The following is a 20,273-nucleotide window of genomic DNA, read 5'->3' as shown; positions in this document are numbered from 1 at the left end:
CGCTGATCGGGCATGCTAGGCGCGGTGGGCGGAGATTTCCCTGGCCCATCGGGCGCGGCCCTTGCGCGCGGCCGCGACCCGCGGATGATCGCCGCCAAGGACCCGCTCGAGCAGCGGGATGAGTTCCTCGTAGGCGCGGAGCGCGGCCGCGGCATCACCATTGCGCCCCTTGATCCACGCGAGGTTCGCGCGCGTGGTCAGGGTGGCGGGATGCTCGGGTCCCAGAACTCGCTCCCGGTCCGCGAGGAGTTGCCCGAACTCGCGCAGCGAGCGCTCGATCTCGCCGACCTTGCCGCGGGACAATGCGAGATTGTTGCGCGCGGCCAAGGTGTCGGGGTGGTCGGCGCCAAGCACGCGCTGCTGGAGCGGGACGAGGTCCTCGAGCTCCTTGATCACGCCGTGCAGCTCACCGGCATCGGCTTTGGCGCGGGCCAGGCCGCCGCGCGCTGCGAGGGTCTCGGGATGGTCGTCCCCGAGTAGCTGCGCCCGCCCCTCGGCGAGCGCGATCAGATCGGTCAGGGCGCCGTGGTGGTCGCCCTCTCGATGCCGCCACGACGCCAGGGAATGCAGCGTCTCCAGCACGTCCGGGTGCGCAGGGCCAAGGATGCGCCGCTGGTCGTGGAGCACCTGCGTGGCCTGGGTGATCGCTGCGGCATGGTCCCCGGAGGCCGCGCTCATCGTGGCGAGCCGGAATCGGGAAGCGAGCGTGGCGCGATGCTCGCGGCCGAGCACGCGCTGCTGGTCCCGCAGGGTCGCCCGCGCCTCGTCCGGGGTCGCCACGGCGGCGGCCATGCTGGCGAGGTAGTGGTTGAGGTGGTCGCGCGTCGCGACCGTTGCTGGATGAGCAGGGCCGTGCAGGCGCTCGAGCACGGGAAGCATCGCGGCGAACTCGGCGGCGGCGGCCCGGTGCTGGCCAGACTTGCCGAGCCAGACGGCGACATTGTTGCGGGTGGCGATCGTATCGGGATGCTCGGCGCCGAGGAGTTGCTCGCGATCGGAGGCGAGCACGGTGAAGTCCTCGGCAGCCCCTGCGGGATCCCCGGCGATTCCCCGGGCACCGGCGGCATTTCCACGCAGCGAGAGCGCAACGGGATGGCTCGGGCCGAGGACGTCGGCGGCGATGGTGCTCCAGCGCGACCAGCGTGCCTGGTTGTCCGCGGCGTGCGAGTTCCCCGCGGCGGCGGAGAGCAGGGCGAGTGCCTGCTCGGGCAGTCCGCCGTGCAGGCAGTGGTAGGGCAGCACCAGCCGTTCATGCGCGGCGAAGGCTGCGGTTGCTGCGCTGCCTCGGGTAGCGGCGGTGGTGCTGAGGTGCTGGGCAGCGTCCACGATCGCCCGGTGCGCCTCGGCCATCGCCGTGCCCGCGGGGTCGACGACGGCTCGGATCGCTGGGGCAGGAGCGTGCCTGCTCAGGCCCACGGTCTCCTCGCTCGCGCCCGGGGCAGCGCGTTCCGCGAGAGGCCCGGCCAGGGCGAGGACCTCGCCGACGAATGCCCGGGCATCAGCAAGGCCCCGCATCGCCAGAGCGGTCTCGATGATCGACCGCGGCAGGATCGGTGCCGCGCCCGTGGCAAGCAGCAGCGCGAGCACGAGGCGCGCGGCCTCCGGGGCGCTGCTGGCTGCCATGACGTCCTGGACCCGGCGCGCCACTAGCTCCTCGAGCTCGACAGCTGGCGCTCCCCCCACGGTCCCGAGGCGCGCGGGCAGCCATGCGGGATCGCCCAGCAGGCCAGCGCGCAGCCCACTTGCGAGCGACGGCAACGTTGCTAGGTCGATCATGTCGCGGATGCTGACGATGATCCGCAGCCGCGCGAGCGCGCCCTCCTGCCGGGAGAGCAGCGTGCCGATCGCTTCGTCGAGCCGCTTGATCTCCGGCCGGGGCAGTTGGTCGATGCCGTCGAGGATGACGATGAGGGGCCGCTGCCAATCCGTTGCGCACGCAGCGAGTGGTTTCTCCAGGAGCCGCTCGGTTGCCATGCCGGGGACTGTCCCGTTGATAGGTCGCGGCGCGAGTCCTGGGATGCGTTCGTGGAGCTGAGTGGCGATCTCGGCGGCGATCTCCTCGACGGAGTGCCAGGCATGGACCAGCACGATCGCGGCGACGTGGCGCGGGCTGCAGTGGTCGATCGCGGCGAACTGGTCGGGCCTGGTGAGGGCGGCGAGGACTGTGGACTTGCCGCATGAAGGGGCACCGGTGATCGTGACGAGCCGGTGATCGCGTGCTTCGATGACTGATTCGGCGGCGCGCTGCTGCGATGGCGTGAGCGAGAATCCCGCGAGCCGCGCATCGATCAGGGTGGCGCGCGCGGACCCGTTGGTCACGTCGTGCGCGCGGGCCTGGTTAGGGAGGATCCAGAGGGCGGGATCGTCCGCGTCCACGGACTGGCCACTCCTGCCCGAGGCGGCGCGGATGTCGCTGGCCGTGATGCGTGATCCCGCGTTGCGAATACCCGCCGCGGCGATGTCCATCACGTCGGCAGCTAGTCCTGTGCCCGCGAGCACCTCGATGCGCCCACTTCCGGCCAAGCCACTTCCGGCAGGGCCAGCCGCGAGCGTGCTGGTCCAGCCCGGTGGCAGCGCGATCGGGGCATCGAGCAGCAGGATCATCCCGTCGATGCCTCGGTAGCGCTCACGCAGCTCACGCACGAAGGCACCCAGGTCCAGCAGTTCGCTGCCGTGCCCGAGCAGCACCGCGGTGCCCTCGGTCCGCACGGCATCGCTGACGATCCCGAGCAGCAGGGTCGCGCCCTCGGAGTGCGCGGCCGCGAGAGCGCGGTCGATCAGCGCGCGCGAGCCTGCCATCCCCGGGTCGAGCGCGATTCCCTCCGCGGCTGCCGTGCCCTGCCAGCCGCCGGGGCCGACGAGGGCACGATGCAATCCCAGCGCGCGGCCAGGCACTCCAGGATCGGTACCACCTGCCACTCCCAGGACCAGGGAATGGCGTCCACCCTCTGCCGCTCGTGCTCCAGGATTGTCGGCCATCATGTCAGGAGAGCAACCGGCGCACGCGCTCGGATTCAACGAAGTCGCGGAACTGGCGGCGCACGAAGCTCTCGAGCATGCCGTTCTCCTGGACGAGCCCCAGCACTCGCGGGGCGAAGCGCAGTGCTTCCTCGATCATGTCCTCCCGGCTCACGCCGAGCTCGTCGAGAAGGTCGGCCAGCGTGTAGTGGGAGTACTTCTGGAAGAAGACCGCCACGCCCTCCTCCACGGCGGCGCGCAGCGCGCGGGTCCCGCGCATGTCGTTCCAGATCTCGAACCCGAGGACGAGCAGGTCCTCGAGCTCCTGAGCGGTGAGGGACGAGCCGATGTGCGCCTCGAGGAGCTCGGCGGTGGACGCTCCCGCCGCGGGTCGGGGAACGGCAAGGTCAGGAGTATCCGCAGCGTCGAGGACTCCGGCAACGATTCGCTCCACAGCGCCCCGCACGGCCCGATCGACATGCGCCGGGGCCGCGGGAGCGACCCGGTTTCCCAGCGCGCCCGTGAGCCGCACCAGCATCCCGAGCCCCGGGGTGCTGGCCATCAGGTCGCGGTTGCGGTTGATTGACTCCAGGGCTGCCCGGTAGAGGAACCAAGCGACGGAGCCGCGCACCGCCGGGCTGTGGTAGACGAGGTCGATGATGCGATGGAACGCTGGCATCGCGAGGAACTTCTCCGCGGCAACGGCTACATCGCGGGCATCGTTGTCGTGGAGCAGCCTCTCGTGGATGCGCCCCGCGATATCGCCCGCGAGCTCCGGGATCGCGCCCTCGATGCGCCACTCGAGCGCGTACTTGATGGCGGCGCCACTGACCTGCTGCGGCGTCACCACCTCGCCGAGGGTGAGTTGCTCCGCGGCCGCGAGCGCATGCCCGACCTCGACGTGCACAAGTTTGGCGAGGGTATCGCCACTGAGCTTGTCGCTCACGAACTCCGTCAGCGCGTCCAGCAGTTCCTCGGGGTCGCCGGCTCCGGCGACCGGCTGTTTTCTCGCCACGGACCTGACAATAGTGCCTAGCCGTGCGTATACGTTGGCGCAACGGGCCAGGCAAGCCTCGTGAGCTTGCTCCGGCCGCGCAGTTCGACGAGGTCGCCGCTCGCCCACAGTGCCTGCTCGGCCTCGGAGGCGAAGCCCACTGCCGTGGCTGATGCCAGGACATTACCGGGATGCTTCTTCGCGAGCTCGGTCAGCCGGGCCGCCTCGTTGACCGGGTCCCCGATGACGGTGTACTCGAACCTCTCCGCCGCCCCGACATTGCCCGCGGTGACCGTCCCGGCCGACACACCGATGCCAACCTGCACCTCCGGCATGTCCGCGAGCGCTTCCACGAGCTCGCGCGCCGTAGCGAGCGCCTGCGCGACGGCATCCACCTGGAACACGGGGGCACCAAACACGATGAGCGCCTCATCGCCGACGAACTTGTTGACGAAGCCCCGATGCTGATCGACCACACGGATCACGATGTCGAAGAAGCGGTTGAGCAAGGCAACGACCTCGCCCGGGCGCATGGTCGACGCTGCGCGCGTGGACCCGACCAGGTCGACGAACATCACCGCGACGAAGCGGGTCTCGGCGCGGAGCTCGGTGCCGTGCTCGAGCGCCTGCTCGGCCACGTCCCGTCCCACGTGCTGACCAAAGAGCGCCTGCGATGCCTCCGAGCGGACGGACTCGTCGATGAGCCCGCCCACGGCCGACTGCAGCGCGCCAAGCTCCGTCACGGAGTCCACCACGGGCCGGTGGCGGCCCCGGATCGCGGCCCGGATCGTCGCGAGCCGGGCGGCGGATCGTCCGCCCAGCCAGAGCGACGATGCCGCGACGGCAGTCACGCCCACCAGGATCGCGGCCTGCGCCGCGCCACTGCTGGCATGGGCACCGGCGAGCAGGAGAACTGGCATGGCGGGCACGGTCACGACCCGAACGGTCCATATCCGCTCCGACCATGCCCGCGAGGTCGCGACGGCACCCACGGCGGCGTGATCGAACTCGCGCAGCAGCGCTGGCCGCAGCCACCACACCGCGATCCAATGATTGACGCCCGCAGCCAGCCACGCCACCGAGGCGGCGATCCACCACGGGGCCAGACCATCCGGCATCGCCCCGGTGCCCACGGCATGATCGAGCACGATGCCGCCGCCAAAGAGAAACCCACAGCCCAGCGCGACGAACGTCGCGGCGGCCAGGGCCTGGCGCAGATCGGCATCGGTCGGGGCGACGCTCGAGCTCGTCCACGCCCGTATGTACCGATCCACGCGAAGCACGATCGCGGCGGCACCGAGCACCGCGACAGTCGCGATGGCCCACCGCTCGGCGGAGCCTGCCATGCCGTCATCGATCAGCCATGAGCTCGCCCACCACCAGACGACCACGAGCGCGTTCCCCAGGAGCAGCGCGAACAGCAATCCAGCGCGCGAGGACCTCATGCGGCCGACCGTGCGGCATCCGAGCCGGAAGTTGCTGCGTGGCTCACGATTCCTCGCCCCGATTGGCCTCCATCGCACCGAGGAAGATCTGCGCGAGGCGGACCATCCGGTGCACGGCCACATCCTGGCCATGCGTGGGCGCGATCGCGTTCGCGACCGCCAACCGGGCGATCGAATCCGCCAGGATCACCGCATCATCCTCGTTCACATGCGGGGTCAGTTCCCGGATCAGGCTCGACAGCCGCTCCACCGTGCGCTCGTTGACCTGGCGCAGCAGCTCCGTGAGGCCCGAGCGATCGCCACCGCCCGAGAGGACGGTGCGGATCAAGGGCTCGTCAGCCATGTCCAGGAACATCACCAGCGCCTCGCGGAAACCCTCCTCCAGCGTGGAGGCCGATCGCACGACAGTCGATACCGAGTCCAGCACCTGGTCCAGCCGATGCAGGATATAGGCCTCCGCCAGCGATTGCCGCGATCCGAACTCGTTGTACACGGTCTGGCGGCTGATCCCGACCGACTTCGCTACCCGGTCGATCGTCGTCGCTGCCCAGCCGTCATGGCGGACCAGATCATCCACCGCTGTCAGCACGGACTCGCGCAGCAGCGACCGGGCAGCCTGCGCGTACGAGGAACGCGAGCGAGGCCTTCCGATCATCACAATCCTCCACGGGTACATCGAGCGGGCATGGCAAGCCTACCGGCGCACGGCATGACCCGTTGCGCATCCTGGTACCCCTGCGGTTCCTAGCGCGTATCGCTATCGATCAGCAACTGGCCACCGGCATCGACCACCCGCACCTCGAGATCACGGGTCTGCCCGTCGTAGGTGAGCCCATTGACCCGGAGGTCCACCGATCCGTCTGGATTGTTTCCAAGCTCGTACGCCTCGATGCGGCCGAAGCTCTGCACGACGCGCGAGGACCAGTACGCCTCGAAATCGGCGGCGCTGCCATAGACCTGTTGCGCGGCCGGGGTGAGCAGGGACCAGGATCCCGCGGGATTGCTGTAGAACCGCGCCACGACATCGCCCGCCGCGCCCCAGGCGACATTGCCACCCGAGCTTGGCGTCTGCTCCAGGGCCGGAGCGGCCGACTCGGAGGTCTCCCCTGCCCCGCTGCCCAGGCCATTGCCCGACATGGTGACGATGCCGTACACCAGGCCGAGCACCATCAGCAGCACGATCACTACCGCGCCCGTGAACACAACGGGCCGCGAGCTGGATCCCGCAGCAGGCAGCGGTCGCGCGTCCGTCCTGAAGGGGGCGACTGTGGTGGCACGCGAGGCTGGCCGCGGCGCCGCATCGGCCTGGTACGGGTCGGACTGGTACGGCTGGGCCTGCGCGGTATGCGCCCGCGCCGGACGCGGCCGGGGTTGAGGGGCTGGCGCTGGCGGCGACTGCGGCGGGGGCGCGAGCTGCGTGGTTGATGAGCGGGAGGCTGATACGCCTGCCGGGACGCTCGCGCGGACAGCCTCGATCAGGCCGCGGCGCCGACCGTGCTGGACAGTCGCGGCGCCGCGTGCGCCGTTGCCCTCCACAACGTGCGCCAGTCCAGCCCGGGCCTCACGCAGCGATGGCCGCTGCGCCGGATCCGAGGCCAGCATTCGTTGTAGCAGGACAGTCGCCTCGCCCGCGCGCTGCGGCTCGCCCATCTCGCCGCTCGCTGCCTTGTACAAGACCGCCAAGGGATTCTGGTCCCGCCCATACGGCGGCTCGCCCTCGAGCGCGTGGAACAACGTGGCGCCCAGCCCGAACACGTCGGAAGCGGGAGTCGGCTCGGCACCGCGCGCGATCTCTGGCGGCAGGTACGCGACCGTGCCCGAGACCAGCCCGGTCGCCGTCAGCGTCACGTCTCCGGCCGCCTTGGAGATGCCAAAATCGGTGATCTTCACGATCCCGGCATCATTGATCAGCACATTGCCCGGTTTCACGTCACGGTGAACGATCCCGGCACCATGCGCCGACATCAATGCTGAGGCCACCTGCCGACCGATTCGCGCTACCTGCGGCAAGGGCAACGTGCCCTGCGCGGACAGCACCTCGGCCAGGCTCCGGGACTCGAAGTACTCCATCACCAGGCATGGATTGCCCTCATGATCAGCAATATCGAAGACAACGATCGCGTTGGGATGCTGGAAGCGGGCAGCGTTGCGGGCCTCGCGCATCGCGCGCTGGCGCAGCATCTCCCGCTCGCTCTCGGGCAGGCCCGGCTGCACGAGGATCTCCTTGACCGCCACCGGGCGCTCGAGCCGCTCATCGATCGCGCGCCACACCACGCCTGCGCCGCCGCTGCCAATGCGCTCGACGAGGCGATAGTTCTTCGCGATCAACTCCCCGGCCTTGATGACAACCACTCCGAACTTTGCGTCGTGAAATCCTGATGGCCCGCGCCGGGCAGCGCGGGTCCGCGGGCTCGGGGTACCGGTTCCGGTCCCGTGCCCAGCACGTCGCGGCACCTGGCAAGCAGCCGGCAGTGCCCGAAACGCGCACTGTAGAGAGTACCGCCGCTACCACCCGATGCCGCTAGGACACGAGTCACACCCCGCAGGATCGGAACACGCCCGGGAAGCCAGGGCGGATAGTGGACGGGGATCGTGCGTCGCCGCCAGGATCTGCTGGTGATTGTCCTGTTCCAGGCCACGTGTCGCGGCGCGTCGCGTGACATTCGCTAGCAGATCCGCCGAGCCAGCCAGGGACATTGGAGCTCCCCCACCTGCGAGGCCAGGAATCTTGCTCGCCGCTGAACAGCGGTAATGATGGTGGGCGCAGAGGGATTTGAACCCCCGACCACTGCTGTGTAAGAGCAGCGCTCTACCGCTGAGCTATACGCCCGGATGCCGCGCGACCACTTTACACCGGCGCGCGGTACTGTCCTAGTCGACGCTCGAGCGCAGGCTCCACCGCTCAGCCCCCGCGACGTTATTGCTGGCTGGCGAGCGCCTCGATGGCAGCTTGCCACTGCAACTGATCGCGTGGCTTTCCCGGCGGTCCGATCTCGGCATAGCGGACGATGCCCTCGCGATCGATGAGGAAGGTGCCACGGTTGGGAGTGCCATTCTTCTCGTTGAGCACGCCGTACCGCGCGGAGACCTCGCCGTGGGGCCAGAAATCGGCGAGCACCGGGAAGAGGTAGCCCTGCTCCGCCGACCAGATCTTGTGGATGGGCGGGGCGCTGACGGAGATCGTCAGGATCTCGGTCGTGTCATTGCGGAAGGTGTCGATGTTGTCGCGGATCTGGCCCAGCTCGCCCTGGCAGGTGCCGGTGTAGGCAAGCGGGAAGAAGACGAGAAGAACGTTCTTCCGGCCCTGGTACCCGGCGAGGCTGACGCGCTGGTTGTTCTGGTCGCGCAGGGTGAATCCAGGGGCGATCTCCCCGACAGCGAGCGGGGATCGGCCCACGCCCTCCGCACGCTCTCCCCCGGCTTGCGATCCACCGGCTTGCGATCCACCAGGCTGGCGCCCTGCGGGAGTGGTGCTCGCGTCGCCCGCGCTGGATGAGCTGGGGCTCATTGCCGCTTTCCGGCCTTGGCACGGGGCTGCTCGAGGCGCGCTCCGGTCCAGGCTCCGAGGTTGACGGTGGAGGTCTGGGTGAGTCCGGCCGTGGGCGCGGACTCGGCGATCTCGCTGGGCTCGACGTATCCGGGAGTGCCGGTCTTGGGCGTGAGGACCCAGATGGCGCCGTCCTCCGAGAGCGGGCTGATGGCATCCACGAGCTCGTCGATGAGGTCTCCATCGCCGTCGCGCCACCAGAGGATGACGATGTCGATGACCTCGTCGGTGTCCTCGTCGAGCAGCGCGTCGCCGCAGGCTTCCTCGACTGAGTCGCGGACCTCCTCGCTGGCATCGTCGTCCCAGCCGATCTCCTGGACGATCATTCCCTGGGTGATGCCCAGCATTTGTGCGTAGTTCCGAGTGTCCGTCCCGGCCACGTTCGTGTGTCCTCCTGCTTCTGTGCCTGGGTGTGCTGATCCCGTGATCATTGTGCGGTGCGGGGGCTGGTTTGTCAGCAGCGCGTTGTGCTTGCTGCCCTGCGTCCCGCTGTTCCGTTTCCCGCTGCGGCGTGCGGCGCGGCTTGTCGCGCGCTGGCGCTGTCCTCGCGGGGCGTGCCGGGGGGATGGTGTCCGTGCACCTGCTTCACGGGGGCCACCCTACCGGTTTGGTGGTGGTGCTGTCGCCGTTTGGGCTGCGGGCGGGCCGCTGGACGCGCGCCGGAAGCCGCTGCGCAAGGTGTTTTGGCTGTGGCCCTGCACTGGCGGTGCTCGCGAAAGTAATGTGGGTCATAGGCTGGGCTGCGCTGCGAGCCGCGGCGGGGCGCGGGTGTCCACGAGGTACATGCCCACAAGGAGTGATCGAGTGCCTGAGCAGTCATCGAGCGATGGTGTGTCGCGGGATCGGGACCATGTGCGAGTGATCCGCGAAGGGATCGCCTCGTACTTGCCGGATATCGATCCGGAGGAGACGTCGGAGTGGCTCGAGTCGTTCGATGGGATGCTGGAGCATTCGTCGCCGCAACGGGCCAGATACTTGTTGCTGCGGCTGCTCGAGCGGGCCAACCAGCGGCGTGTCGCGGTCCCGGCGCTGACATCGACCGATTACGTGAACACGATTCCGACGGAGCGGGAGCCCTGGTTCCCCGGCGATGAGGATGTCGAGCGCCGGTACCGGGCGTGGATCCGCTGGAACGCGGCGATCATGGTGCATCGGGCGCAGCGGCCGGGCGTGGGCGTGGGCGGTCATATCTCGACATACGCCTCGTCGGCGGCGCTGTACGAGGTCGGGTTCAATCATTTCTTCCGCGGCAAGGATCATGAGGGCGGCGGCGACCAGATCTTCATCCAGGGGCACGGATCACCGGGGATCTATGCGCGCGCGTTCCTCGAGGGCCGCTTGACCCCCGAGCAGCTCGATGGCTTCCGGCAGGAGCACAGTCATCGCGGCGAGGGCGGGGGCCTGCCGTCCTATCCCCATCCGCGGCTGATGCCGGATTTCTGGGAGTTCCCCACGGTATCGATGGGCCTCGGGCCGATGAACGCGATCTATCAGGCGCGCTTCAATCACTACCTGCAGGCGCGGGGCATCAAGGACACCTCGGACCAGCATGTGTGGGCTTTCCTCGGCGATGGCGAGATGGATGAGCCGGAGTCGCGCGGGCTGGTGCATGTGGCGGCGATGGAGGGCCTGGACAACCTGACCTTCGTGATCAATTGCAACCTGCAGCGGCTCGATGGGCCAGTGCGGGGCAACGGCAAGATCATCCAGGAGCTCGAGTCGTTCTTCCGGGGCGCTGGCTGGCATGTGATCAAGGTGATCTGGGGCCGCGAGTGGGATCGCTTGTTCTACGCGGACAAGGACGGCGCGCTGGTGAACCTGATGAACACCACCCCGGACGGCGACTTCCAGACGTACAAGGCCAACGATGGCGGCCATGTGCGGGAGCACTTCTTTGGCCGCGATCCGCGCACGAAGGCGCTGGTGGAGGACCTCTCGGATGCCGAGATCTGGAACCTCAAGCGCGGCGGGCATGACTATCGCAAGGTGTACGCGGCGTACCGGGCGGCGACGGAGCACAAGGGCCAGCCGACGGTGATCCTCGCGCACACGATCAAGGGCTACGCGCTCGGCGAGCATTTCGAGGCGCGCAACGCCACGCACCAGATGAAGAAGCTGACGCTCGAGGACCTGAAGCACTTCCGCGATACGCAGCGCATCCCGATCAGTGATGAGCAGCTCGAGAAGGACCCGTACCTGCCGCCGTACTACCATCCCGGCGAGGATGCCCCGGAGATCCAGTACCTGCTGGATCGGCGGCGGCAGCTCGGCGGGTTCGTGCCGCGCCGGCGCACCACGGCGAGGGCGCTCGAGCTGCCGGGCGACAAGCCGTATGCGTCGATCCGGAAGGGCTCGGGCAAGCAGGACATCGCGACGACGATGGCGGTCGTGCGCTTGTTCAAGGACCTGCTGCGCGATGACAAGATCGGCAAGCGGTTCGTACCGATCATCCCGGACGAGGCGCGCACGTTCGGCATGGACTCGTGGTTCCCCTCGCTGGGGATCTACAACCGGCACGGCCAGCTCTACACCTCCGTGGACGCGGACCTGATGCTGGCCTACAAGGAGTCCGAGTCCGGGCAGATCCTGCACGAGGGGATCAATGAGGCAGGCTCCGCGGGATCGTTCATCGCGGCAGGCACGTCGTACTCGACGCATGACGAGCCGATGATCCCGATCTATATCTTCTATTCGATGTTCGGCTTCCAGCGCACCGGTGACAGCTTCTGGGCCGCGGCCGACCAGATGGCGCGAGGCTTCATCCTCGGGGCCACCGCGGGCCGCACGACACTGACGGGCGAGGGCCTGCAGCACGCCGATGGGCATTCGCACACGCTCGCGTCGACCAATCCGGCCGTGGTCGCCTACGATCCCGCCTTCGCCTTCGAGATCGCGCACATCGTCAGGGACGGCTTGCGCCGCATGTATGGGCCCGAGCCGGAGAACATCTACTACTACATCACCCTGTACAACGAGCCGTACTTGCAGCCCGCCGAGCCGGAGGGGCTTGATGTGGACGCGGTGCTGCGTGGCCTGCATTGCTACTCCCCCGCTTCTGGCGAGGGCAAGCGGGCGAGCATCCTCGCCTCGGGGGTGTCGGTCCCGTGGGCACTGCGAGCGCAGGAGATCCTCGCGAGCGAATGGGGCGTGGCGGCGCACGTGTGGTCGGTGACGTCATGGAACGAGCTGCGCCGCGACGGCCGCCGGTGCGAGGATGCAGCACTGAAGGATCCAAGCACCCCGAAGAAGGAGGCCTACGTGACGGCCGCGCTGCGCGACTCGCAGGGGCCGTTCGTGGGCGTCTCGGATTTCGAGAGCGCGGTGCCGGACCAGATCCGCACCTGGGTCCCGGGCCACTATGTGACGCTCGGGGCCGATGGATTCGGCTTCTCGGACACGAGGCCGGCCGCTCGCCGGTTCTTCAATATCGATGCGGAGTCGATCGTGGTGGGCGTGCTGCTCGCGCTGGCCGAGAATGGCGACCTCGACCGGGAGCGCGCGGTCGAGGCGGCCCGCCGGTACCGCATCGACGATGTGGCCTCCGCGCCTGAGCAGACGACCGATCCCGGGGTGGCATGACGAGCACTCCACGGCCGCCGCGCGCGCCGAGCGCGGAGAACCTGCTCTCCGATGCGCTGCTGCGGCGATTGAAGCAATACTCGGGCCGGCTCTCCACCGAAGCGGTCAAGTCGATGCAGGAGCAGCTGGACTTCTTCGCCGATCTCGATGCCGATCAGCGATCGACGGTGCACCTGCTGGTGCAGAACGCGGTGTCGAACTTCGTGGACTGGATGAAGGACCCGAACCGCGACATCTGGAAGACGGTGGACTCCTTCCGCGTGGTGCCCAACGATCTCGCGCGCGGGGTGACGCTGCGGCAGACGGTGGAGATGGTGCGGGTGGCCATGGAGTTCTTCGAGAACTACTTGTCCCGGATCACCCGCAACGACCAGCAGCTCCAGGCCTTGACCGTGGCGGTCCTGCGCTACCGGGTGGAGGTCGGCTTCGCGGCCGCAGCGGTCTATGCGACGGCGGCGGAGTCGCGGGGCGCGTGGGATACCCGGCTCGAGGCGCTCGTGGTCGATGCGGTGGTGCGCGGGGACTCCGATTCCTCGATGCTGTCGCGGGCAGCGACGCTGAACTGGGAGGCGAATGCTCCGGCGACGGTGATTGTAGGTACCCCACCACCCGATAGCGGGGTCTCAGCGGTCTCGACGGTGCACGCGGCGGCCCAGAAGCACGGCCGCTCGGCGCTATCGGTGGTGCAGGGCGCGACGCTGGTGGCGATCATCAATGGCGAGGTTCCAGTACGCGGAGAATTCATCTCGGACCTGCTCGGGGCATTCTCCGATAGCCATGTGGTGGTCGGTCCGACCGCGCCCTCGTTGTCGACCGCGCACATGAGCTGGCGGGAGGCGACCATCGCCCTGCGCGCGGCGCCGGGATGGCGGCTGGCCCCGCGTCCCGCCCTGGCGTCGGACTTGCTCCCCGAGCGCGCCCTGCTCGGTGATGCGCATGCGGTGCGGGCGCTCAACACGCAGATCGTGACCCCTCTGGCGAAGGCCGCGAACTCGCTGAGCGAGACGCTGGACGTGTACCTCCAGGCTGGTGGCGCGGTGGAAGCGTGCGCGCGGGCTTTGTTCGTTCATCCCAATACGGTGCGGTACCGGCTGAAGAAGATCGCGGAGATCACGGGGCTCGAACCGAACAATCCACGCGACGCATATGTACTGCGCGTGGCGGAATCCGTGGGCCGTTTGATGCGCTCTGATGCAGAACCGTTACTCCAGTTCCCAGACATCACTTCCGTAACATTGTGAAAAAGTTCTCTGTAACGTTCCTGGCGGTGCTGGCGATGCCTGGGCCGATCGGGGCGGTTTGTGGGAACCCTACAAACTATTGCCCCAAGGTTGGTGCTTAAAAACACCTGAGAAACGGGCCCCAAGGGTGTTCCCTGGAACCCGTGATAGCACTACTCGCCCCAGGACAAGGCTCCCAGAAGCCAGGCATGCTCGCGCCATGGCTCGAGCTGCCCTCGGTGCATGACCGGGTAGCCCAGTGGTCCAAGGCCGCTGGGCTCGATCTCGTGCGCCTCGGCACCGTCGCCGAGGCAGATGAGATCACTGACACCGCCGTCACCCAGCCACTGGTAGTCGCTTCGGCCCTGATCGCGTTCGAGGAGATCGCCCAGCGCGGCCTGCTCGACAAGCACCCCGAGCTAGCTGGCATCGTCGCCGGCCACTCGGTCGGGGAGCTCGCCGCGGCCGCGATCGCTGGGGTCATCTCCAGCGACGACGCTGTCGCGCTGGCCGCCCTGCGCGGCCGCGAGATGGCCAAGGCATGCGCGGCCGTCGAGACCGGCATGACCGCGGTGCTCGGTGGAGCCGAGGAGGACGTCCTCGCCCGCCTCGCCGAGCTCGGACTGACCGCGGCCAACCGCAATGCACCCGGGCAGATCGTGGCGGCCGGGCCCAAGGACGCGCTCGCCCAGCTGGCGGAGAACCCGCCCGAGCGCGCCAAGGTCCGCGCTCTCGCTGTCGCGGGGGCGTTCCACACCGAGTTCATGGCACCTGCCCAGGATGCGGTGGCCGAGGCCGCCGCGGACATCGCGACCGAGAACCCGCGCCGGACCCTGCTGTCCAACGCGGACGGGCAGGCCGTGCGGTCCGGAAGCGAAGCGCTCGACCGTATCGTCGCCCAGATCACCCGTCCTGTTCGCTGGGACCTGTGCAGCGACACGGTTCGCGATAGCGGCGCGACAGGGCTGGCCGAGCTGGCCCCGGCGGGCACGCTCACCGGGATCGCGAAGCGCACCATGCGCGGCGTTCCCCAGCTCGCCATCAACACCCCCGAAGACCTCGACGAGTTCGAAGCACGCTTCGCGCTCGTCGACTGACAACTCAATATCGCCAACTCCAACGAGAAGAAAAATGAGAAGGGAGCCATATTCCATGGCCGCAACCCAGGAAGATATTGTCACCGGCCTCGCGTCGATCATCGAAGAGGTCACCGGCATCGAGCCGTCCGAGGTGACGATCGAGAAGTCCTTCGTTGACGACCTTGATATCGACTCCCTGTCGATGGTGGAGATCGCCGTGCAGACCGAGGACAAGTACGGCATCAAGATTCCTGATGAGGACCTCGCCTCGCTGCGCACCGTCGGCGACGCCGTCTCCTACATCCAGAAGCTCGAGGCCGAGGGTGTTGAAGGCGTCAACACCGATGCCCTCAAGGGTGCAAGCGAGAACTGACCGTGACTGATTCCGCTACTACGTCCACAAGCACCGGGTCCAGCAGCTCCACCCGGCCTTCCGTTGTCGTCACCGGCATCGCCGCGACCACGTCGCTCGCTGGCGATATCGATGGCACCTGGAAGAGCCTGCTCGCGGGCGAGAGCGGCATCGAGTCGCTCACCGATCCCTGGGTCGAGGAACTCGGCATGCCAGTCACGATCGGTGGGCGGCTCAAGGTCCGGCCCGAGGAGTCACTGACCAAGGTGCAGGTGCGCCGGATGGACTTCGTCGAGCAGCTCGCGCTCGTCCAGGGGCGAAACGCCTGGGCGCACGCGGGCAGCCCGGAGGTCGATAAGGAGCGCCTCGCAGTCGTCCTTGGCACTGGCATCGGCGGTTACGACACGCTCGTCAACTCGCACGTCGCCATGCTCGAGGGCGGGGCCCGCAAGGTCTCCCCGATGGCCGTGCCGATGATGATGCCGAACGGGCCTGCTGCCACCATCGCCCTCGAGTACGGCGCCAAGGCCGGCGTCCACACTCCAGTATCCGCCTGCGCATCCGGCAGCGAGGCCATCGCGCAGGCCTGGCGGATGATCAGGGACGGCGAGGCCGATGTCGTCATCACCGGCGGCGTCGAGTCCCAGCTGCAGCCCATGGCTATCGCTGGGTTCGCGATGATGCGGGCGATGAGCACGCGCAACGATGATCCCAAGGGCGCCTCCCGGCCCTTCGACAAGGACCGGGATGGGTTCGTCTTCGGCGAGGCCGGCGCGGTCCTCGTCCTCGAGCGGGAGGACTTCGCCCGCGCGCGTGGCGCGACCATCCATGCGCGCGTCCTTGGCGCGGGCATCACCTCGGATGGGTTCCACATCGTCGCTCCCGAGCCCGAGGGCACCGGTGCCGCCCGGGCCATGCGCAAGGCCATGGCGCACGCCGGCGTGGAGGCCAGCGATGTGAGCCACGTCAACGCCCACGCCACCGCGACACCAGTCGGCGACGTGGCGGAAGCACGGGCGATCAACTCAGCCGTCGGCAACCATGCGGCTGTCTACGCTCCAAAATCAGCTCTCGGCCACTCCATCGGAGCGGTCGGCGCGCTGGAATCGATCCTGACGATCCTGGCGGTGCGGGACGGCGTGATCCCTCCGACCCTCAACCTCGACAACCAGGATCCCGATGTCGATCTCGATGTCGTCGCGGGCGAGCCCCGCTACGGCCAGTTCGACGTCGCCATCAAGAACTCGTTCGGCTTCGGCGGGCACAACGTCTCGATCGTGTTTGGCCGCGCCTAGGCGCGATCATGCACCCGGACGTTCGCTGCCAACGACGTCAGCGAACAGCACGAGCAGCATCACGTAACACATATCGAGACTGAACAGACATATACAACGAGGCAGTTCGACCGGACTGGGATTTGGAGGAGCGATGACCGTCTTGGCGCCGAGGACCACACGGGATACCACACCCGACCCGCGCGACCCGATGGGCCGCTTGCAGCGATTCTTCGATCCCGGTTCGATCACCCTCCTGCATGCCCGGGACAACTCCGGCGTGCTCGCGGCAGCTGGCCGCGTCGACGGAGTGCGCACCATCGCCTTCTGCACCGATGGCACCATCATGGGTGGCGCCATGGGCGTGGATGGCTGCGCGCACATCGTCAACGCGATCAACACCGCGATCGAGGAGGAAGTGCCCATCGTTGGGCTATGGCACTCCGGTGGCGCGCGCCTCGCCGAGGGCGTCGAGGCGCTGCACGCCGTGGGCCTGATGTTCGAGGCCATGGTCCGTGCCTCCGGCGTCATCCCCCAGATCTCCGTGGTGCTGGGATTTGCTGCCGGTGGCGCCGCCTACGGGCCCGCGCTGACCGACGTGGTCATCATGGCGCCCGAGAGCCGCGTCTTCGTCACCGGCCCCGACGTGGTGCGCTCGGTCACGGGCGAGCAGGTCGACATGGAGGCGCTCGGTGGCCCCGCCACCCACACCCGCAAGTCCGGTGTCGCGCATATCGCTGCTGCTGACGAGATGGATGCCATGCACCAGGCGCGCAGCCTCGTCTCGCTGCTCGCCGACCAGGGCGAGATGGACCTCGACGCCGCGCACCGTGGAGATTCCGACCTGCGCGCCCTGCTGCCCGAGTCGAACCGCCGTGCCTACGACATCCATCCCATCGTGCGCCAGCTCCTCGACCAGGTCGATGCCGGTGACGGACAGCAGATGTCCAGCTTCATCGAGTTGCAGGCCAAGTGGGCGCCGAACGTGGTCGTGGGCTTCGGCCGTCTCGGCGGCCGCACCGTGGGCGTTCTCGCCAACAACCCGCTCCGCCTCGGCGGCTGCCTCAACTCCGAGAGCGCCGAGAAGGCTGCCCGCTTCGTGCGGATCTGCGACGAGTTCGGCGTGCCGCTGGTGGTCCTCGTCGACGTGCCCGGCTATTTGCCGGGGGTGAGCCAGGAGTGGGAGGGCGTGGTCCGCCGCGGCGCCAAGCTGCTGCACGCGTTCGCCGATGCCTCCGTGCCGCGGGTGACGCTCGTCCTGCGCAAGGCCTACGGTGGCGCCTATATCGCCATGAACTCCCGCGCTCTCGGCGCGACGAAGGTATTCGCCTGGCCCGGCGGCGAGGTAGCCGTCATGGGTGCCAAGGCAGCGGTCGGGATCCTGCACAAGCGCGCCCTCGCGGCCGCTGGCACCGAGGAGGAGCGCGAGGCCCTGCACCAGCGCCTCGCCGAGGAGCACGAGGCCATCACGGGTGGTGTCGGCCGAGCGATGGACATCGGTGTCGTCGATGAGCAGATCGACCCCTCCGTGACCCGCAGCCGTATCGCGCAGGCCATCGCGGAGACCCCGATCAAGCGGGGCCGCCACAGGAACATCCCGCTCTGATCAACCAACGCGGCGGCTGATCCAGGTCACCTCGGCGCCATCGCCCGCGAAGCGGTAGGGCTCTAGCTCGTCGTCCCAGTCCGTGCCCATTGCCTCATCGAGCGCCGCCGCGAGGTCGTGGGCCCGCTCTGCCATGATCGTGCGCAGCCGCATCTCACCGATGACCGTGTCACCGTTGGCGCTCATGGTGCCGCGCCAGAGCCCGAGCGCGGGAGTATGGCAGAAGCGCTCGCCATCGATGCCCTCGCTGGCATCCTCGGTGACCTCGAAGCGCAGGTCCTCCCAGACGGACAAGGACCTCGCCAGCCGTGCGCCGGTGCCCACGGGACCAACCCAGTTGATCGTCGCGCACAGCTCACCGCCCGAGGCCGGTTGTGCCGACCAGCGCACGCGCGAGCGGCAGCCCAGGGTCGCCGCGATCGCCCAGTCCACATGCGGGCACAAGGCGGACGGCGACGAATGGACGTGCACAACGCCCGTAGTCGCATCGGTGGCCTGCATCATTGCCGACACTCAAAACACCTCCGGTATCTGGAACAGACGAGAAACGTCTTCCCCAAACGGCTCTCGCACCAGTCTCCGGTGGCGTGCTCAACGGCAGGAGCCTGGACGAGGCCGGGCTGATGCCGAAGTTCGGGCCGCGCGTCGGCGCGACCCCAGCGAGCGTGTCCCTGTTCCACCCGTGAATCCGGGCTTCCCGTTAGCACAGCGCTTGCTGTTGCAAGATAGTGTGCACACGTGTCGCCGGTCTCGCTAGTGTTTCGACTGATTTTCGTTACTTCTTCGCGATTTCTTCAACTACGGCATCGGACAGCTCCGGCCACCGCGGCTTGGCCCAGTCGCCGAAGTCCCGGTTTGTCAACACAATGACGGAAATGCGGGGGCCGGGATCGACCCAGAGGAACGTTCCCGATTGACCGAAATGCCCGAATGTTGCCGAAGTATTGCGCGCTCCGGTCCAGTGGGGCCGCTTCGTCCCGCGAACCTCGAAACCGAGCCCCCAGTCGCACGGCCGCTGCATCCCATATCCTGGAACTATTCCGTCGAGCTCGGGAAACACGACTTGTGTTGCCGCGCTGACAGTCTCACGGGCAAGCAACCGGGGGTCGAGCAGCTCCCCCGCGAAGGCCGATAGGTCCGCCAGGGTTGATTCCGCCCCATGGCCCGCGGGACCCACCAGGCGAGTGCTCCTCATGGCCAGCGGGGCGAGCACGCCCTCGGACAAGTAATCCGCAAACCGGATATTCGTCTCATTCTCAATCAATTCCGCGAGAACCTCGAATCCCGCGCTCGAATAGATTCGCTTCGAACCCGGATCCTCGACGCTATTGCGGTCCGCGAAAGCCAGTCCCGAGGCATGCGCCAGGAGGTGCCGCACCGTCGATCCTGGCGGCCCAGCAGGCTGCTCCAGGGCTATCGCCCCCTCCTCCACTGCTAGCAGGACGCCATACGACACGAGCAGCTTCGTCACTGACGCCAGCGGCACCACCCGATCCGCATCGCCCAGCGAACCCACCACGCCGTCGTCCGTGACCACCGCAGCGGCCGCGAAATCCACCGGCCATTCCTCGATCAGCGCAAGAATCTCCACGCCCACCAGGGTAGCCAGTTGCCCCGCGGCCTGGGCGGCGCGCTAGCTCTCGACGGCGTCCCGCGCCTCCCGTACCGCGCCGAGCACGCGCTCCACTGCATCGCCGAGCCGCTCATGCTCCCACACCACGATCAGCGACCATCCGCGCTCCTCGAGCAGCCGCTCCTTGCGCTCGTCGCGCGCCACGTTGCCCGCGATCTTCCCCGACCAGTACGCCACGTTGCTCGAGGACTGCCGGTAGTGCTCGGGGCACCCATGCCAGTAGCAGCCCCGCACCTCCACCGCGATCCGGAGCCGGGTGAACGCGACATCGACCGACATGCGGCGATTCGCCGGGAACGGGCGATACCGCACCCGGTACCGCAGGCCCGCGGCGAACAGGGCGCGGCGCAGCGCGAGCTCCGGGCCCGTGTCCTTGCCGCGGATGCGCGCCATCCGCTCCGAGCGCTCCGCCGGGGTGAGGAAGTCCGCCACCCCTCCAGTGTCACCGCTGGGCGCCTTGGCGGCGCCCTCCAGCGCCCGCTCGTGTGCGAAAAACGACAGCTTCCGCGCGGTGGATTCATGCGGTCGTCGCAACACCAGGCGGATCCGGCTCCTCGGACAACATCCTAGCGAGGGCCTCGGCAGG

Annotated in this window: 16 protein-coding genes and 1 tRNA gene; 6 read left to right on the top strand and 11 right to left on the bottom strand. The window is 68.2% G+C overall.

The window, feature by feature from the left end; genetic code table 11:
* Positions 1–15: 15 nt before the first annotated feature.
* The 8 genes from QC765_RS12685 to QC765_RS12650 form a co-directional block, all read right to left on the bottom strand.
* Complete coding sequence (locus QC765_RS12685) at positions 16–2,982, bottom strand: tetratricopeptide repeat protein (protein ID WP_278314815.1); 2,967 nt, start codon at positions 2,980–2,982, stop codon at positions 16–18.
* A gap of 1 nt (position 2,983) precedes the next feature.
* Positions 2,984–3,973 carry a hypothetical protein gene (locus QC765_RS12680; RefSeq protein ID WP_278314814.1) on the bottom strand — a complete coding sequence of 330 codons (990 nt, stop codon included), beginning with the start codon at positions 3,971–3,973 and terminating at the stop codon, positions 2,984–2,986.
* Positions 3,974–3,990: 17 nt separating this feature from the next.
* Positions 3,991–5,397 carry an adenylate/guanylate cyclase domain-containing protein gene (locus tag QC765_RS12675; protein WP_278314813.1) on the bottom strand — a complete coding sequence of 469 codons (1,407 nt, stop codon included), beginning with the start codon at positions 5,395–5,397 and terminating at the stop codon, positions 3,991–3,993.
* A 43-nt stretch (positions 5,398–5,440) separates the two neighbouring features.
* Positions 5,441–6,052, bottom strand: a complete 612-nt coding sequence (locus QC765_RS12670; RefSeq protein ID WP_278314812.1) for a TetR/AcrR family transcriptional regulator — start codon at positions 6,050–6,052, stop codon at positions 5,441–5,443.
* An 89-nt stretch (positions 6,053–6,141) separates the two neighbouring features.
* A complete protein-coding gene (locus QC765_RS12665; RefSeq protein ID WP_278314811.1) occupies positions 6,142–7,749 on the bottom strand; it encodes a serine/threonine-protein kinase in 1,608 nt (535 codons plus the stop codon).
* A 403-nt stretch (positions 7,750–8,152) separates the two neighbouring features.
* Positions 8,153–8,227 (bottom strand) — tRNA-Val (locus QC765_RS12660).
* A gap of 87 nt (positions 8,228–8,314) precedes the next feature.
* A complete protein-coding gene (locus tag QC765_RS12655; protein ID WP_278314926.1) occupies positions 8,315–8,794 on the bottom strand; it encodes a peroxiredoxin in 480 nt (159 codons plus the stop codon).
* A 107-nt stretch (positions 8,795–8,901) separates the two neighbouring features.
* Entirely contained in the window at positions 8,902–9,291 is a 390-nt protein-coding gene (locus QC765_RS12650) for a DUF3052 domain-containing protein (protein ID WP_278314925.1), read from the bottom strand.
* A 436-nt stretch (positions 9,292–9,727) separates the two neighbouring features.
* Between QC765_RS12650 and aceE the strand changes: the two genes are divergently transcribed.
* The 6 genes from aceE to QC765_RS12620 all read left to right on the top strand — a co-directional run bounded on the left by aceE (position 9,728) and on the right by QC765_RS12620 (position 18,054).
* Entirely contained in the window at positions 9,728–12,523 is a 2,796-nt protein-coding gene (gene aceE / locus QC765_RS12645) for a pyruvate dehydrogenase (acetyl-transferring), homodimeric type (RefSeq protein WP_373876748.1), read from the top strand.
* The gene (locus QC765_RS12640) at positions 12,520–13,764 is read left to right on the top strand and encodes a PucR family transcriptional regulator (protein WP_278314809.1); all 1,245 of its coding nucleotides are present in this window, start codon (positions 12,520–12,522) and stop codon (positions 13,762–13,764) included. The genes aceE and QC765_RS12640 overlap by 4 nt, the downstream gene beginning before the upstream one ends.
* A 143-nt stretch (positions 13,765–13,907) precedes the next feature.
* Positions 13,908–14,840 (top strand): ACP S-malonyltransferase, encoded by a 933-nt coding sequence (locus tag QC765_RS12635; RefSeq protein ID WP_278314808.1) that lies wholly within the window; start codon positions 13,908–13,910, stop codon positions 14,838–14,840.
* A 55-nt stretch (positions 14,841–14,895) separates the two neighbouring features.
* Positions 14,896–15,195, top strand: coding sequence for a meromycolate extension acyl carrier protein AcpM (gene acpM / locus QC765_RS12630; RefSeq protein ID WP_149361367.1), 300 nt, complete (start codon positions 14,896–14,898; stop codon positions 15,193–15,195).
* Positions 15,196–15,197: 2 nt separating this feature from the next.
* On the top strand, positions 15,198–16,469 hold the full coding sequence (locus tag QC765_RS12625; RefSeq protein ID WP_278314807.1) for a KasA/KasB family beta-ketoacyl-ACP synthase: 1,272 nt from the start codon (positions 15,198–15,200) through the stop codon (positions 16,467–16,469).
* A gap of 133 nt (positions 16,470–16,602) precedes the next feature.
* The gene (locus QC765_RS12620) at positions 16,603–18,054 is read left to right on the top strand and encodes an acyl-CoA carboxylase subunit beta (protein WP_278314806.1); all 1,452 of its coding nucleotides are present in this window, start codon (positions 16,603–16,605) and stop codon (positions 18,052–18,054) included.
* On the opposite strand, the gene QC765_RS12615 is transcribed toward QC765_RS12620, so the two are convergent.
* The 3 genes from QC765_RS12615 to QC765_RS12605 all read right to left on the bottom strand — a co-directional run bounded on the left by QC765_RS12615 (position 18,055) and on the right by QC765_RS12605 (position 20,224).
* Complete coding sequence (locus QC765_RS12615) at positions 18,055–18,558, bottom strand: DUF3145 domain-containing protein (protein WP_278314924.1); 504 nt, start codon at positions 18,556–18,558, stop codon at positions 18,055–18,057.
* Positions 18,559–18,829: 271 nt separating this feature from the next.
* Positions 18,830–19,645, bottom strand: coding sequence for a serine hydrolase domain-containing protein (locus tag QC765_RS12610; protein ID WP_278314805.1), 816 nt, complete (start codon positions 19,643–19,645; stop codon positions 18,830–18,832).
* 42 nt (positions 19,646–19,687) lie between these two features.
* Positions 19,688–20,224 (bottom strand): very short patch repair endonuclease, encoded by a 537-nt coding sequence (locus tag QC765_RS12605; RefSeq protein WP_278314804.1) that lies wholly within the window; start codon positions 20,222–20,224, stop codon positions 19,688–19,690.
* Positions 20,225–20,273: the final 49 nt, after the last annotated feature.

It is taken from the genome of Hoyosella levis, from assembly GCF_026008515.1.
Classification (GTDB): domain Bacteria; phylum Actinomycetota; class Actinomycetes; order Mycobacteriales; family Mycobacteriaceae; genus Lolliginicoccus; species Lolliginicoccus levis.
Note: the sequence above shows the minus strand (reverse complement) of the source record. Positions and strands in the feature narration are given on the sequence as shown.